Here is a 17,025-nt window from a genome sequence, read left to right on the forward strand (position 1 = left end):
TTTTAATTATAGTCTTAATTATTTTTACTTTAAACTTTGTAGTTCATAATTTTAAAATAAAAATAATTAGCGAAAAGAAAACATTTTTACTAAAATAATTTTGGTAAAATGCCTCCGCTAAAATTTAATCCCTAAGCTTTACCTTTGCAACCAAATCAACCAGTTAATTCACTAAAAGTTTCTTTAATTGCTTCATAACCTGGATGTAATAATTTACGAGGGTCAAATCCTTTACCATTTTCTGGTTTATCTTTGCCTTCTTCAATATATTTTCTTGTGGCCGCCGCAAAAGCAATTTGTAATTCAGTATTAACATTTACTTTACTAATTCCTAATGAAATTGCTTTTATCACTTGGTCTTGGGGAATTCCACTACCCCCATGTAATACCATTCCAATTTGGGATGCCGCTTGAATTTTTTCTAATGCTTCAAAATTCAATCCTTTTCATCCTTTTGGGTATGGTCCATGAATGTTTCCAATTCCAGCGGCTAAAAAACTAACTCCTAAATCAACCATTTTTTTAGCTTCGGCAGGATCACCAATTTCGCCGGCTCCAATAACCCCGTCTTCTTCACCCCCAATTGTTCCAATTTCAGCTTCCACTGAAACTTCATGAGCGTTTGCGTAGGCAATAACTTCTTGGGTATTTTTATAGTTTTCTTCAAATGGGTGATGACTTCCATCATACATTACTGATGAAAATCCCGCGTCAATCGCTGCTTTACAGCTTTCTACTGATTGTCCATGATCTAAGTGTAACGCAACAGGAACAGTTATGTTTAAAGAATCTAATAAATTAGTTACCATTGCTTCAACAAATTTAAATCCTCCCATATATTTGTTAGCACCTTCTGATACTCCTAAAATAATTGGAGTGTTAGTTGCTTGGGCCACTTCTAATAATGCTTTTGTTCATTCTAGATTATTAATGTTAAAATGACCAACAGCATATTTATTTTGATGAGCTTTGTCAACCATTCCTTTAGCATTTACTAATCTTGTATGATATTTTCTTGCCATATTGTTTTTTCTCCTTCTATATATTTAACTTTAACATTAATATTATAAACCTTTTGCCTAATAAATATCGGAAAAAGAATAGGAATTAATAAATTTTTAAAAAATATCACATATTTTTCAAAAATTTCCAAATAAAATTAAAAAATTATTGCTTTTTTTGGGAAAAATTACACACTTTTACAAAATATGTTATCATAAAGACAGGTTAAGATAAATTCTTAACCAAACAATATGTTTCCGTTCAAAATAGTTTTTCATAATTTTTTCTAAACACAGTATTACTGTGTTTTTTGTTTTTTAAATTTGTTTTGTTTTTTTAAGATTTTAAATATTTATTATCTAAAAAATTGAATAAATATAAGGTTTAAAATTTATTAAATTAATTTTTTTCATATTTATGAAATCTATTTATTTTAGAATTTACTATGCTATTTATAAAAATGCTATATGGTAACATATAGTGGATAGAAATTTGTTCCAGGATTTGGAAGGACCTCCTTTACCTGGTTAAATAATGAGTTTCCGTTTGTAAATAGTTTTTTCTAGACCTCAAGTTAGCGCTTGAGGTTATTTTTATTTTTAGCAATAATTAAAGATAAATAAAAACCCAACTTGATCTCAAGTTGGGTTTTTTAATTCTATTCTTGTAAAACATCTAAGACACGAGTACGTTTTAATGAAATATAACCACCAAGTAATGAAATAGTATAGGTTATTAATACAATCATAATAATAATTACAAATAGTCACCATGTTTTAATAATCGGTAATACAAATCAACCAACTAAAGCTCCGATAACTGCCACATAAATGAATCAACCAGCTAAGATTCCTAGTCCTAAGCCAACGACAATAACTGGGAAGTAAATTCCTAAAATTGCTTTGGTAATTTCACAATTTCGATAACCTAACACTTTCATTGTTGAAATTAATAGTTTATTTTCTGTAATAATCATATTAGCAGTAAAGACAATAATGATAAAACATATTGCAATGGCAATTGCTAAGAAGAAATATAATGCAATTGTAATTAAATCAACAAAACTTTCAATAACATGTAATTGTTGTGATAATAAAGCATCAAAAGTTAATCCCGCATAACCATATTGCGGATACATTGTTTTTAAATCCGCACCGGGTCCAAATTCTTGTCCACCCCCAAGTGTTAATCTTGTATAGTCTCCCATATTTTGATGAAGTCCAATACTACTTTGCACATCATCAAGGGCTGTGGAAGTTGTAAATTTGGCATTTCAAACCGGATATAAAGAATCAAATAAGCGAAGATGATTATAAAATTCAAGTTTTTCTGAAGTAGATCAACTATTAACAATTTTAAAATCAATTGTTTGGGTAATTGGGTCATATGCATTGTCATAAAGATAGCTATTATATAACCCTGTTGTATAATTTAATGTTGGCGCGTTTAGATTACTTAGATTAAAAATAGGAACTAAATAATCACGTAACTTATCAAAGTTTAAAATTCTTTCGGCATATAATTTGGGACCGACTAAATCACCATTTCCATCTTTAATATTTTCTAAATTTTTAAAATGGGTTTGTTCATTTAAAGTATACATTTTGCCATTTCCATAGTCTTCATCAATGCCAACCACTTGCACTTGTTGTTCTTTGGTAACTGCACTAGTAAACACTTTATTTTCATAAATTAAATGGCCCATTGTTGTTTGGTTTTGCGCATTATTTGAATAATATAAACGGTGGTCACCTTTATATGTTAAATCACTACCACTAGATGATTGCACACTATCCATATATGGTTGAATTGCTAAATCAAAAGTATCACTGCCAACTTTAACAGTACTTTGATTTGGCCAAAAGGCATTACGTAATTTTTGGGTCATTGAAGTACCCCCAAACCCTTTTTGAATACTTGTGTAATCTAAATCAGAGGTGTTGGTTCCATTAACATTAAATGGTTCATAATTTCTAACCCGTGTCCCATTGTAATACTGTAAAGTATCATTATTTGGTGAAATTGTTAAAACATCACCATTTTTAATATTTAGTTTTTTGGCTAGCGCTTGATTAATTACCACGGGTAATACAGCACTAGGATTACTTAAATCAACTTCGTAATTTTCTAAATTATTAATTAAGTTATGACCATGTTCATCATATAAATTAGTTAAATTTAAATAATGGGGATTACCATTGTTATCAACATAATAATTATGAGAGTTAATTCCATAACCATCAATACTATCTTTATTTCCATCCACATTATTATGATTATTAATCTTTTTAATAATGGGGTTGAAATAAATAGCTGATTGGTCAGTATTAGGATTATAAGGAATAGTTCCAAACCCAATTCCATATTGAAGGTTTAAATCCGGGCTTGATAATCTTTCACGCACAAATCATGGTGATCTTGTTAAAACTCCTTCATAACTGCATACTCCTGCTGACATTGGTTTTAAATTGACATAAGGAGGAGGAACTACTTTGTTACCATCATGGTCGGTAATTTCTTGAGGAACTCCATTATTATCAACTACTTGATATCAAATAATTTTCCCTGGTTCGTTGGGATCGGGTTGAGCATATTTTAAAGCAAATTCATAAGTTGACATTGTTCCCGCAATCACACTTGAATAATCGGGAAGAGCAATTGAACAAGTGATATAAGCAAATGGTGCAACACTTGGATCACTATATAATCCAGCATTTTCAGTAGTGATCATTGATTGAATGTAGTCTTTATTATAAAGCAATCAATTCGAATTCTGTAATTGTCCAGACCCAATAACTGACATTAGCACATTATTTTTAGCTAATTGTAAATCGTTCTTAACAATATAAGGATCAATATGAACAGGTAATAAGTTGTAAGGAGCAATTTTTCCATTAATGGCATCTTGCCCTAAAAATGGATTGTCATCATGGTTTCCCACTGATAAATCATATGTTCGGTAGGTTGATAATGGTGAGTTTCAAATTGGTAATTCATAATGAGAAACTCCTTGATAATCCTTATTTTTATAAGTTTTATCAATCATGGTTGTTAATGATTTGGGAGCAAAAATAGCAGCAGTAATTAAAGCACTCCCAATAATTAAGGCAATAAAAGTTATCATCATTTTTCCCAGCGATTTCGTAAAAATCGCAATTTGGAACCGTACGTGGAAATTACGACGCGGATTAATTTTTGTTAATGTTCGTTGGATTGTTGATACTAATCTGGTTTGTTTTTGTTCAGCATATAATTTTAAAACATCACCACTAATTGTAAATCATCCGGTAAAGAAGGTAATCAAAACAAGTACCGCAGTAATTAAAATAACAGAAATTGCAAAAACCTCCCCGTTTCAATTGAAGTCACCAAATGGCATCGTAAAGAATTTTTGAAAAGCATTTACCGGTAAATTTTGAATAGCTGTTCCAATAAACCACCCAATTAAACCCCCAATAATACCAATTGTTAACGGATAAGCACTATAAGCCCCAATTACCGTTAGTTTATCATAACCTAATGATTTTAATGTTGCAATTCGTTGACGTGCAAAGGCAATTTGTTTTCTAATTAGTAACACAATAATAAAGAAGGCAATAATTAAAATAATAACTAACCCAATTGTTAATGCTGTTGTATATAAGGCTGTCATATCATTCATCATTGAAGTCCGGGGACTAAAACGATAATTTTGATCATAAATCCTATAAATATATTTTCCTTTATTTCCTGCAGCAAGTGTCATATAATAGTCCATTTGCTTATTTAAAACTTCCGGAGTAAGGCGCAGATCATTTATTTTAATTGAATAATATGTTTCTTTATCTGCAATTGACGATAACGCCATCATATCATTTGTGGGATATTGTTTTCAATATTCCATTGGATAATCATTGGCCGGGTCAGCATCACTTCATACTAGCCCAAACATTTGCGGATTAACATAAATTAAGGCATCTTTTTTCGTGTCTGGTAAAACAGTAGTTGGGTCAACCATTGGATAAGTAAAATCAGGAGTATAACCAAAAGCGACAATTCTCAACGGAACAGTTGTTTTAGGATCAATTTTAGTAGGATCACAAGTTAGCTTCCCATCATCTAACTGGGGACATATATAATCTCCTAAGGCAATATTATTTTGTCTCGCAAAAATAGGGTCCACCACCACATCGTCTTCTGCTGCTCTTGTTGCCGCACCAGTACTATCAATATTCATTCCCCCATAAAGATGGCCATCATATTGTTGACCATTCACATAGGTTCCCCTTGCGGTGATAATTAAATTATCAACTGTCGGAGTAAAAGGAATTTTCCCATTGGGAGTCAAGTTACTTTTGTTTCCATACGCAATTGTTTTAAATAAATAGTTTTCATTAGCAATTTTTTTATCAAATAAACGTGTTTCTCGGCGAATATAGTCAAAAGTATTATAAACACTTGGGTATAAACTGTTAAAAGTTTCTTGAATTTCATACATTACCCTTTGGTTATAATTTCCCTTGACACCATAATCATTAAAAACATCGGGGCCTAATGGATTATCAGGATCCGAAGTTTTGCTAGCAAAGTCAGCTTCAAAAATGGCGCATGTAATCGTCCTTCTTTTATCGCAATATTATATTCACCTTTCATGCGGGTTTTCGTTGTTTGTAAAACAGTAAACCCCACTGCGCTAATAATAATTAAAAAAATTAAAATAATAACTTGGATTCAATTTTTAAAAACATCTTTAAAAACATTTTTAAATAATAAATTAACACCCCGCATAAAATTTGGCTGATGGCTTTTTTTATTAATCTTCATTTTAATATTCCCCCTAGTTTAACAATTATAATATTTTAAAAACATACTTAAAAAAGATATTTTTTACACTATAATTATATTAAAAATAAAATAATAGTAACTTATTTTAAAATAATAATTATTAAATTATTAACACCAAATCATTTTCTTGGGCATTAATTAGTTTAAATTGCATAAAATTTAAAAAATTAAAATTAGTAATTTTACGACAGTATGATTGGCTTTCTTCTTTATAATTATCCTTACTAAAGAACAAAGACCCCTCGTTAAAATTACATTTTTCAATTGTTTCGGCAATATCATTAATCATTTCCCAAAACAGCATTACCCAATTATTTGAAAATAATAAAATAACTAAGAAATTATATAAAAAAGCTTGGTTAATAAACTCTGAAAATGTTTTCGGGCAAAACTCTGTTAATTTTAAATCAGAATTACGATTAATAATAATGATCTGTGAAAAAAGGACATTAACTCTTAATGCTGATAAAAAATAATAACCTCAAATAAATGATAATTTAAAATTACCGCCCATAAATTTCTACCTTCTTTGCATGTCCAATAAACTATGTTTGCTAGCCATTACCTTAAAGCATTAATATCTGTTTCCTACTAAATAGTAATTGACTTGTTAAATATAATAGTTATTTTAATAAACCTCACATAAATATTACCTTAAAAAGATTAAATTTAATATTTTTTTTAATTTTATTAGTAATTTTATTTTAACTTTTGGCAATTACTGCAATAATATGTTCCCCGCCCATTAATAAAATCTTTAGTAATTAAAGTTTGACAAACATAACACGGTTGGTTAGCGCGACCATGAACTTTTAAATGCTGTAAAAACTTCCCATCAACACCCGGTTCAGGATGATAGGTAGCAATGGTTGTGCCCCCTTCGTTAATTGCTGTTGTTAAAACTTTACGGGTATTATCAATAATATTTTGATAATCAGTTGTTGTTAAATTTTTTGTTTTTTCGCCTGGATGAATTCGCGATTCAAACAAGATTTCATTCGCATAAATATTACCAATCCCCACAATCGTATCTTGTTCCAATAATGTTTTTTTAATCGGCTGTGTTTTTTTCATTCAGCGAGATTGCAAATATTCAACTGTTAAATTACGGCCAAATGGCTCCAATCCTAGTTTATTTAGTGGTGGGATAGTTAAATAAATATTTTTAGGGTACAAATGCATTGTTCCAAATTTACGGGTATCATGGTAGCGTAATTGGTATTGATTATTTAATTCAAAAGCGACCATAATGTGTTTTCAATCACCATCACTATTTTTATCAATAAAATAATATTTCCCTTCCATTCTTAAATGACTAATTAAAACATAATCATCTAAAATAAAAAGTAAATGTTTACCTTTCCGTTCAATATTGTTAATAGTTTGTCCAATGATTTGCTGACTAAATTCGTCAACGGTGGGGTATTTAATAATTTTATTAGTAAAAATTAAACAATCAGTAATTGTCATCCCCTTAATATTTTTTAATAAAATTCGTTTAACTGTCTCAACTTCTGGTAATTCTGGCATAATGTAATACTCACTTTCTACTTTAATTATATTATAGTAAAAAAATATTAAACTATCTATTTGTACAAAAAGAAAAAAAGAGAAATTATAATGTTTGAAAAATATTAAGATATAATTAATACATTAACTATAGTTAGGAAGTGAACTTATGCCTGATTGAGGAATTGCATTGTTGGTAATTGTCGCATTAATTCTTTTTACAATTGCCCTATACAAACCCTTAATGACAAGAATTCGGAATCAAAAATATAAACGTCAAAGAACGCTAAACCGCAAAATAACTGTTGATAAAATAACGGATAATCATCAACATTTATTATTAGAAAAAGCAATTAACCGAGCATTTTATAAAACATATTTTGAAAAATTGCCATTAACTTACCCAGTTTAAGAGTTAAATAGTAAACTTGTTTTTAACCTTGATATTATAGAATCAGACTACCAAGATATTATTAGCTTACTAGTTCAAAATAGTGATTAAAAATATCATGAATTATACCAATACTTACTAGATACTAATCTTAACTTACTTTTAACAACAATTTTTTCCCAAATTACAAACCAATTCATCATTCCTAATTTTGAAAAACTAAATGAAGAACGAGAAATTACCAGTGATCTTTCGGATGAATATTATGCATGCAAAATGAGTCCTAAGTTTTCGTGAACACACCATCCGTTTTATTTGTGATTATTATCTTCCAATTATTTACAAAAATTGTTTAGAATTAATTAAAACTAAGGATGTTGAAAAATATTATATAAATATTACAACAGCGATTCGCACTTGCTTCCAAGATATTATTTTTAATAGCTTAAAAAAAAGATTTTGTGCAATTATCTGATTGAATTATTGATTTATACCCAAATATTGGTGATACCATGACTGATGATGAAGCAAAAAGTAAAATCAAAGAAATTGCCCATAAATACCGGATGGATTATGGTAAGATTTTTGATCAACATTTAAACCAAGAAAAAATTAAAGAATTACTAAAATAAAAAGTATCTATTGAATAAATACTTTTTTTAAACCTTTACTTTTGTTGCTTGTTTGTTGTTTTTAAAATAATTCATATAACCAGTGACTAATAAATAACTAAACCCTGCAATTAAATAAATAAAGACACAAGTTGCAATAATTAATTCAATTAATACTCAGTATTTGAAGGTAATTAATAACTCGTTTTGCATCGTTGGATTTGTTACTAATTTTGCAAGTACTCACCAAAAATAATTTGGCCAATAGCTGACACAGCTAGTGGAAATTAGTATCCTGATAACCCCGTACCCCGTATTAAACCATTTGGTACGGAATGTTTTAAACATTGTAATATAAACAATTAAAGTCATAACCAGTGAAAACGATCCTAAAATAATCATAAAACTAGGATGTTCTTGAGGAGTATCATTAAAATCAAAGAAATAAGATACTAACATTAGTGAATGCACAGATGTTAAAATTCCCATTGATGGTAATTCACTATCATGTCCTTTAATAAATAAAGATACCAAATGATTGGGGTAGCAATAATATACATTACAAAAAAATGTACCACAATACTTGTAAAAATAATGTGTAATGGTCACCTAATTGTTGGGCGGGAATCACATTGGCAGCGGCAAACCCCACAGGGGCACATGCCATGAGGCATCAATATCAGCTCATTTAAATGTTCAACATTTTAAAATAAATCAAAATAGAAAATATGAAATTTAAATAATTAACCCCAGGTATCACACAATTATCCCAAAGTAATATACTCCCCCTGAATGTAAGTAAGTACCCATTGCTGATTTATCTTGGTATCGTAAAATAAACGCCCCAATTGAAATAATTACCCTTGGAAAAACTGCAAAATGAGAAGAAGCAATGGCATCTTTCAACAAATGATTTCATATTTACTTTGGATCACCCAGCATTTTAATAATTCCTAGTAATACAAATAAACATGCAAGGGTCATTGTTAATTTGGGTACTCAGTTTGCTTCAAAACTAAAACCCTCACCACCCTCCTGGTTAGCAAATAATGTTTAACAAGTTCCTAATGTAGTTAAACCTAGTGCGACACCAACAATTGCAAATGGAATCGGACTAACGATACTCTTTTTTGTTTGCATAAATCTCCTTTTTTATCTTTACAATAAAATAACAAGATTTTTCATTATTTATCTGTCATAATAATAAATCTTGTTATTTTAATTTATATCAACTATAACCAGTTTTCATATCAACTGTTAATTTAACATCTAGTTTAGTTGAATTTTCCATCAGTTCTTTAACAATAGTTTGCACTTGGGATAATTCATCTTTGACAACTTCAAAAATTAGTTCATCGTGAATTTGGGCAATTATTTTTGATTGCAAATGTAATTCTTTAAATTTTTGGTCAATATTTTTTAAAGCAATTTTAATAATATCCGCTGCGCTTCCTTGGATTGGCATGTTCATGGCAACACGTTTCCCAAATTCTCGTTGCATATAATTATGATCATTAATTTCTGGAACATAACGTTTCCGGTTAAAAATCGTCTTTACATAGCCATTTTTTTTACAAAATTCAACTTGCGTATCAATAAATTTTTTAATGGTTGGAAACTGACTATAATAATTAGCAATAATTTCTTTTGCCTTTGCCACCGAGATATTTAAATCATTAGCTAACCCAAAATCACTAATTCCATAGATAATCCCAAAATTAACGGCCTTGGCACTCCGACGAATATTTGGAGTAATTTGTTCTTTAGGTAAATTAAAAATTTTCATTGCCGTGTTCGTATGAATATCTTCTCCCCGGTTAAAGGCTACAATTAAATCAGCATCTTTCGACATATGAGCTAGGATTCGTAATTCAATTTGGGAATAATCACAAGATAATAAAATATTATTATTGTTAGAAACAGTAAAAATTTTGCGGACTTCTCGTTGAACTTCATCACGAATACTAATATTTTGCATATTGGGTTCTACAGAGGATAACCGTCCCGTGTTTGTTAATGTTTGTTTATAAATAGTATGGACTTTGCCATCTTTAAAAATGTATTTTTCCATCCCTTTTAAATATGTCGAATACAGTTTTTGATATTTTCGATAATCTAATATTTTTGCAACAATTGGATGGGCTAATTTAATTCCTTCTAAAACTTCTTGGGCGGTGGAACCTTTTTTATAATCTGGTAAAGCCAAATCTTTAAATAATAATTCAGAAACCTGTTTTGGAGAGTTCGGATTAATTTCGCGATTACTCATTGTATTAATTTCTTGGTTTAAATTATTAACAATTTGTTCAATTCGTAAGGTTTGTCTTTGTAATTCTTCACGATCAACTTTAACCCCGTTAATTTCCATTTGAGCTAAAGCGAAAGCAGTTGGCAATTCAATATCATAATATAACTCATATTGTTCGTTTGTTTTTAATAAATTAATAATTTGATCATGCAGGGTATAAATATAATTAGCTTTTTTACAAATAAAATGACTTAATCGAGTTAAATCATTAGGAATTTCTTTTTTAATCCCTTTCCCATAAAATAACTCATCACTTAAAATTTGTTTATTAGAAAATAACTTAATATAAGAATCAAAGGAATTCTTAATATTAGAATTATAAACATAACCAGCGAGCATCATATCATAAGTAATATTATTAATATTAATATTTGAACGGTGTAAACTGACAATTAAACTTTTTACATTATATGTTCATTTTTCGTATTGGGAATCGGCTAAAAATTCTAAAAACGTTTGGTCAAATTTAGCAATATTAAAATCATAGTAAAAAATACCCTGACTATTAATAATTGCAAACGCAATGATTTCTGATAAATGGTAATTTTCATCAAAAAGTTCTAAGTAAACGACATTTTGGTCAGCTTGGTACTCTTTTTTTCATTCTTCGATAATGCTAACTTTAAGATGATCGCTAATTTTTTTTTCTTTACCATTAAATAATTTGCCCACAAACGAATTCATATTATATTTTAAATAAAAATCAATTAGTTTATCATTGCCATGATTAATGGGTGCAAAACTAAAATTAGTTAAAGCAACATCACAAACAATGGTTGCTACTTGTTTACATAATAAAGCATCATTTTTTGCCATAACTAAATTATTATGTAAGCTCCCCTTGATTTCATCAATATTTTGATATAAATTTTCTAAACTTCCATATTCTTTAACTAATTTAATCGCTGTTTTTTCACCAACACCAGGAACCCCTTTTAAATTATCAGAAGGATCACCCATCAGTCCTTTTAAATCGGGAACTTGGCTCGGTGTAATTCCTCATCTTTCGTGCAAAGCTTTTTCATCAATAATTTCAATATTAGAAATTCCCTGCTTAGTTACTAACACATTAGTTTTGGGTGAAATTAATTGGAAAAGGTCTTTATCACTTGATAAAATGTCAACATAATAATTTTCAGTTTCTGCTAATTTTGATAAACACCCAATTAAATCATCCGCTTCATAACCATCTTGTTCTAAATAAGGAATATTATAATTATCTAGATACTCTTTAACAATTGGAAACTGAGTAATTAATTCCTGGGGGGGTTTACTTCGCCCCTCCTTATAATTCGCTAATAAATCATGGCGAAAATTCTTTTTATTTTTATCAAAGGCAACAACTACCGAATAATAATTATTTTCTTTTAAGATTTTATTTAACATATTGGCAAAAGCATAAACAGCATTGGTAGGTATGCCATCCATACTTTTCAACATTTCTCCCCCATATGCCGTTGCATAAAAAGCCCGGAACACTAAGGAGTTCCCATCAATTAATAAAACTTTATTCACTTCGCCACTCTCCTTTAAGATTAATTATAACGGATATCTTTCAAAATAGTTGGGTTTATCAAACTAAAAATAACCCACCGCTACCTGCTAATAAAACATGACTATATTGTTTTGTTAAATTGTGGTGGAATTCTTTTAATTTTTGGTTAATCTTTAAAGCTGGTTTTTCTAACATGTTGAAATATTTTTCGGGAAAAAACCGATTTCTCTTTTTATAATGTGAATAATCCAAATCAAATTCAGCATAAACATCTTTCGTAATTGAAGGAATGTTACTAATAATAACCTTAGAATTTGGAAGTTGATATTTTGTAATTTGGTGTTTAGATAATAACCGAATCTGATTACCATAACCAAAAATGCGGGCTGGTTTTTGATAATAAAAAAATAAGGCATCACATGATAAACTTTTAATTAAATTTAAAATTTTTTTACTATTAAAATCAATTTTAAAAATCCGGCATAACAGTTTAATGGTCGCTACCTGGTTACTACTTGAATAGCCTAGCCCGGAACCAACTGGTGTTTTTTTATCTAAAAAAATATCAACCCCAATTTCTTTAAATTCAGAAAACTCTAGCAAAAAAACTTGGTAAGCTTTAACAACTGTATTTTCATTATTATTTAATTCAGAAAGATTACATTCAAACTTAAATTGCTGTGTACTATTTTTTTTAACAGTAATAGTATCAAATAGTTCTTGATAGGGAAACATAATCGAATTAATTTTATGCAAGTTTCGTTTTCGATTATTTTTATAAACTTTTAAAGTTAAATTAACTTTACCATATGATTTGATTTCCATCTATTAAGACTCCTTTTCAATAATTTTATTATATAACAGATAGAAGTCATTTAAAGTTAAATTTTCAGAACGTAAATTATGGTTATAATTTAAACTAGTTAAAATAAGTTCCGCTTGGTTTTTATTTTTTAAATAATTACCTAAGTTATTTAAAATCGTTTTTCGTTTCGTGCTAAACATTAAGCGAATAAATTCTAGAAATGATGCTTCATTTTTTATATCATGGTATTTTTTATTAAAAGTAAATTTTAAAACAATACTATCAACTTTTGGTACCGGAACAAAATTATTTTTACCAACCAAAGTAACCTTCTGAATGTCACAATAAAATTGACAAACAATGGATAAATTATTATAACTCTTTGTATTTGGTTGTGCTAAAATTCGTTCCCCCACTTCTTTTTGCATCATTAATACAAAAGATTTTACTTTTGGATTTGTTATTTTTAATAACTTAAAAATAATTGGGGAAGTAATATAGTATGGAATGTTAGAAATAATATTAACTTCTTTAAGATTAGGAAATTCTTCATCAACCAACTGATCTAAATTTGTTTTTAAAATATCCTGGTGGATTACCTTAAAATTTTTAGCGGTTTGGTATTTATTAATTAGAAAATCAACTAAATTATTATCAATTTCAATAGCGACAGTTTTTGCTGCTTTGTGAATAATTTCGGCTGTTAAAGCACCCATCCCAGGACCAATTTCAACAATTCCCTGGTTATTGTGGTCTAGAGTACTATCAATAATTAAATTAATAATATGTTTATTAGTTAAAAATTTTTGGCCAAATCTTTTTTTGGCATAAATATTATGTGTCATCATTTCTTTATTTTGCTGTGCCATTATAAATTTGCTCCTTTAAAATCTTTTGTACTTCTGTTTTATTAATACCCATTAAATTTAATCATTTATACAAAGTTTTATTATTAACTTTTGCAACGTTTAAATTTTGACTAAGGTAATCCCGTTTTGCTTTGCTACCTACTAATATAATATAATCGTGCCAAGAAATACTTGGTTCATGGTTAGAATTAAAATGAACAACATTTGCCAGCGCCTTTTTAATTGTTTCTTGATCTGCTTGCGCAATTCCCACCTTATTATTTCTAATTGCTAGATTTTTATCAATAAAAGCATGAGAACACTTATTGCCTAGATAGTCACTTACTATTTGCCGAATTTTTTGTCCAGGGTAATCAGGATCAGTAAAGATTATAATTTGATGAGTTAAACTTAACTGTTTGATACGTTGCAAGATGTGTTTATCAATTGCGCTGCCATTTGTCACAATACAAGTTAAATTTGGATAAATACTCTGAATTTTATTGGTATCTGTTTTACCTTCAACAACAATTATATTATTATCTCACATATTTTCCCTCACTAAAACTAGTTGTAATATATTTTCTTTTTATTTATACCATTTTTATAGTATAATTACATTAGACTATTATATTAAAATAAATATTTTATTTACATATAAGAGTAGGAGGCAAAGAAAAGATGGCTAATTATAAATTTGGAAAAGAATATTCATTTTTAGCGTTAGATTTAGGAACTGCAAATACTGTCGCATATGTCGCTGGCCAAGGAATCGTCTATAATGAACCATCAATAATGGCATATGATACCTTAAGTAATTCATTAGTAGCATTAGGGGAAGAAGCTTATAAAATGATCGGGAAAACTCATGATCATATTAAAATGGTAACTCCGTTAGTGGACGGAGTTATTTCGGACATGGATGCTGCACAAGACTTATTAAAACATATTTTTGGTAAATTAAAAATGACTGGTATCTGAAAAAATTCATTAGTAATCCTAGCTTGTCCTAGTGGTGTTACTGAATTAGAACGCAGTGCTTTAAAAGTAATTGCTAAAGATATGGGAGCTAGTTATGTTTTAGTTGAAGAAGAAGTTAAACTAGCCGCATTAGGAGCTGGTATTAATATTGGACTTGCCCAAGGTAATTTAGTAATAGATATTGGGGGAGGAACAACAGATATTGCCATCTTATCAGCTGGGGATATTGTTAAATCAAAATCAGTAAAAGTGGCAGGAAAACACTTTGATCAAGAAATCCAAAAATATATTCGGGCGGAATACAATGTTTTAATTGGAATTAGAACTGCTGAACAAATCAAAAAAGATATTGGAGCATTGGTTAAAATTGTTAATGAAAAACCAATTCGTGCTTTTGGCCGTGATATTATTACTGGTTTACCAAGAGAAGTTATGATCAAGCCAGAAGAAATTAAAAATGTTTTATTAGCACCATTCTCAAGAATTACTGATTTATTAGTGGAAGTTTTAGAAGAAACACCACCAGAATTAGCCGGAGATGTTATTCGTAATGGAATCACGATTTGTGGAGGTGGCACATTAATTCGGGGAATTGTTAAATACTTTGAATCAATTTTCCAATTAAAAGTTAGAGCCGCTCAAGATCCCTTAATGTGTGTGATCGATGGGGCAAAAACTTATGAAAAAAATTTAGACGCAGTTATTGAAAGAATCGAATTATTAGAAGCAAAAGAATATAAAATTTAAATTAGAGTGAAAGGATGAGTAATCCTTTTTTTATTTTAAGTTAATATAGCACTCTTTATAAATAGAAAACAGCATAGCGACACCACTGTTGATAGCGATCTTGTAAGGCTAGTAAAAAACTATCTTCAATTTTTTCTAAATTTAGCAAGGTTTTTAAACAATCATTTAATCCCACATCTTTAAACAAAATGACATCATTTTGTTTTAATGATCGAATTGTTGTTGATCATAATGAAAACAAATATCATCTTGATAAACAAAGAAAGTTTTTTCGTTGCTATCTCAATCATAATGGTAGTTAGTTATAATTCTTGTTTTCATTCAAATCAACTCTTCTTTAACTATAACTCAAATTAAACTAAAAAACTTTATTTCTAATTCAAGAAAACTTCTTTTGAATTTATTATTGTGTAAAATAAAACTAAAGGATGGCGATTAGAATGAAACCAACAATGAACCAGTACCAAGCAATTATTAATTTTCAAGAAAATGATGATTACTATTATGCAGTTAAAACCATAAAAATCTTTTGTCGTTTTAGTTGTAAATCAAAGGCACCAAATCTTAATAATATTTTAATTTTTATAAAAAATGATAAGAATCTAAATAATTTTCGACCTTGTAAACGCTGTGAACCATTAAATCCACGACCCGCTACCGCTAATATAATTGATAAGTTTAAAAACTATCTTAAAAATTGTCACACAAAAATAACTCTTGAACAATGTGCAAAAGCATTAGGCTATAATAGTAGTTATTTATCAAGAAATCTTGCCCAACACAGAATTAAATTTAACGAGTATCTCAAAAATGAAATCAATAATTAAGTATTGAAATACGGAAAAAAATAGCTTAACCCTAACAATTGGGATTATCAATGATAAAATTTGTTATCTTGGCTTACAAAATGACGAAATTACTACATGGTTTGATAATCATAAATTTATTTTAGAACGCCAACCTAGCCAGCTACCAAGTGAAGTTACTCAATTATTAGATGATTTTTTTGCTAAAAAACCCTTACAGCTAACTTTAAATGATTTTTATTTAACTTGTAGTGAATTTCAAAAAAAAGTTTGAAATGAATTAATTAAAATTAAAAGTGGTGAAACAATTACTTATAGTGATCTTGCCCAAAAAATTAATCAACCAACAGCAACCCGTGCGGTTGCTAGTGCAGTTGGAAAAAACCCAATTTTATTGTTAATTCCTTGCCACCGGGTTATTGGCAAAAATAATAACCTTTATAAATTTCGTTACGGCGGAGAAATTAAAAAACAACTTCTAAGTTTTGAAAATAATAACTAAAACTTATTTTTTTAATTTTTAAAAATTACCAAATAGAAATAAATATTTAAAAAAAAGTTTTTATTTAAAAAAGTATTTGTAAAACAAATTATAATATGTATAATAAAATTACTTGGTATTGATAGTAAGAAAAAAAATTATTTGATATCTAAGGAATAAAGAGAATATGTAAGAAGTTACAAGATATTTATATTGA

Annotated in this window: 17 protein-coding genes; 5 read left to right on the forward strand and 12 right to left on the reverse strand. The window is 28.7% G+C overall.

Annotated features, from left to right (window positions below; all coding sequences use genetic code 4):
- Positions 1-131 precede the first annotated feature (131 nt).
- The 5 genes from fba to mutM all read right to left on the reverse strand — a co-directional run bounded on the left by fba (position 132) and on the right by mutM (position 7,356).
- Positions 132-1,022 carry a class II fructose-1,6-bisphosphate aldolase gene (gene fba, locus P344_RS05630; RefSeq protein ID WP_025317899.1) on the reverse strand — a complete coding sequence of 297 codons (891 nt, stop codon included), beginning with the start codon at positions 1,020-1,022 and terminating at the stop codon, positions 132-134.
- Between the two features lie 638 nt (positions 1,023-1,660).
- Entirely contained in the window at positions 1,661-5,479 is a 3,819-nt protein-coding gene (locus tag P344_RS05635) for an FtsX-like permease family protein (protein ID WP_025317900.1), read from the reverse strand.
- A gap of 53 nt (positions 5,480-5,532) precedes the next feature.
- Positions 5,533-5,805: a hypothetical protein gene (locus P344_RS05640; protein WP_025317901.1), complete on the reverse strand. Its 273-nt coding sequence runs from the start codon at positions 5,803-5,805 to the stop codon at positions 5,533-5,535.
- A 121-nt stretch (positions 5,806-5,926) separates the two neighbouring features.
- Entirely contained in the window at positions 5,927-6,340 is a 414-nt protein-coding gene (locus tag P344_RS05645) for a hypothetical protein (protein ID WP_025317902.1), read from the reverse strand.
- 185 nt (positions 6,341-6,525) lie between these two features.
- Positions 6,526-7,356: a DNA-formamidopyrimidine glycosylase gene (gene mutM / locus P344_RS05650; RefSeq protein WP_025317903.1), complete on the reverse strand. Its 831-nt coding sequence runs from the start codon at positions 7,354-7,356 to the stop codon at positions 6,526-6,528.
- Between the two features lie 148 nt (positions 7,357-7,504).
- Between mutM and P344_RS05655 the strand changes: the two genes are divergently transcribed.
- Both P344_RS05655 and P344_RS06910 read left to right on the forward strand, forming a co-directional pair.
- Positions 7,505-7,747, forward strand: a complete 243-nt coding sequence (locus tag P344_RS05655; RefSeq protein WP_025317904.1) for a hypothetical protein — start codon at positions 7,505-7,507, stop codon at positions 7,745-7,747.
- A 440-nt stretch (positions 7,748-8,187) separates the two neighbouring features.
- Entirely contained in the window at positions 8,188-8,358 is a 171-nt protein-coding gene (locus P344_RS06910) for a hypothetical protein (protein WP_156028598.1), read from the forward strand.
- Positions 8,359-8,385: 27 nt separating this feature from the next.
- Here the strand turns inward: P344_RS06910 and P344_RS05660 are convergent, their stop codons facing one another.
- The 6 genes from P344_RS05660 to rnmV all read right to left on the reverse strand — a co-directional run bounded on the left by P344_RS05660 (position 8,386) and on the right by rnmV (position 14,343).
- The gene (locus tag P344_RS05660; RefSeq protein WP_148552344.1) at positions 8,386-8,871 is read right to left on the reverse strand and encodes a hypothetical protein; all 486 of its coding nucleotides are present in this window, start codon (positions 8,869-8,871) and stop codon (positions 8,386-8,388) included.
- Positions 8,872-9,072: 201 nt separating this feature from the next.
- A complete protein-coding gene (locus tag P344_RS06915; RefSeq protein ID WP_156028600.1) occupies positions 9,073-9,243 on the reverse strand; it encodes a hypothetical protein in 171 nt (56 codons plus the stop codon).
- Between the two features lie 307 nt (positions 9,244-9,550).
- Positions 9,551-12,160, reverse strand: coding sequence for a DNA polymerase I (gene polA, locus P344_RS05665; protein WP_025317906.1), 2,610 nt, complete (start codon positions 12,158-12,160; stop codon positions 9,551-9,553).
- A 55-nt stretch (positions 12,161-12,215) separates the two neighbouring features.
- Positions 12,216-12,965 carry a GHMP family kinase ATP-binding protein gene (locus tag P344_RS05670; protein ID WP_025317907.1) on the reverse strand — a complete coding sequence of 250 codons (750 nt, stop codon included), beginning with the start codon at positions 12,963-12,965 and terminating at the stop codon, positions 12,216-12,218.
- A 3-nt stretch (positions 12,966-12,968) separates the two neighbouring features.
- Positions 12,969-13,814, reverse strand: coding sequence for a 16S rRNA (adenine(1518)-N(6)/adenine(1519)-N(6))-dimethyltransferase RsmA (gene rsmA, locus P344_RS05675; protein WP_038677641.1), 846 nt, complete (start codon positions 13,812-13,814; stop codon positions 12,969-12,971).
- The gene (rnmV, locus tag P344_RS05680) at positions 13,798-14,343 is read right to left on the reverse strand and encodes a ribonuclease M5 (protein WP_025317909.1); all 546 of its coding nucleotides are present in this window, start codon (positions 14,341-14,343) and stop codon (positions 13,798-13,800) included. The genes rsmA and rnmV overlap by 17 nt, the downstream gene beginning before the upstream one ends.
- A 131-nt stretch (positions 14,344-14,474) precedes the next feature.
- On the opposite strand from rnmV, the gene mreB reads away from it, so the two are divergent.
- Complete coding sequence (gene mreB, locus P344_RS05685) at positions 14,475-15,521, forward strand: rod shape-determining protein (protein ID WP_025317910.1); 1,047 nt, start codon at positions 14,475-14,477, stop codon at positions 15,519-15,521.
- A gap of 55 nt (positions 15,522-15,576) precedes the next feature.
- Here mreB and P344_RS07010 read toward each other — a convergent pair whose 3' ends face one another.
- Entirely contained in the window at positions 15,577-15,762 is a 186-nt protein-coding gene (locus tag P344_RS07010) for a DNA glycosylase family protein (protein ID WP_025317911.1), read from the reverse strand.
- Between the two features lie 199 nt (positions 15,763-15,961).
- On the opposite strand from P344_RS07010, the gene P344_RS05695 reads away from it, so the two are divergent.
- Complete coding sequence (locus tag P344_RS05695) at positions 15,962-16,348, forward strand: Ada metal-binding domain-containing protein (protein WP_025317912.1); 387 nt, start codon at positions 15,962-15,964, stop codon at positions 16,346-16,348.
- Positions 16,332-16,829 carry a methylated-DNA--[protein]-cysteine S-methyltransferase gene (locus P344_RS06220; RefSeq protein WP_025317913.1) on the forward strand — a complete coding sequence of 166 codons (498 nt, stop codon included), beginning with the start codon at positions 16,332-16,334 and terminating at the stop codon, positions 16,827-16,829. Before P344_RS05695 ends, P344_RS06220 begins: the two co-directional genes overlap by 17 nt.
- The last annotated feature ends 196 nt before the right edge of the window (positions 16,830-17,025 follow it).

The organism is Spiroplasma mirum ATCC 29335 (genome assembly GCF_000565195.1).
Classification (GTDB): Bacteria; Bacillota_I; Bacilli_A; order Mycoplasmatales; family Mycoplasmataceae; genus Spiroplasma; species Spiroplasma mirum.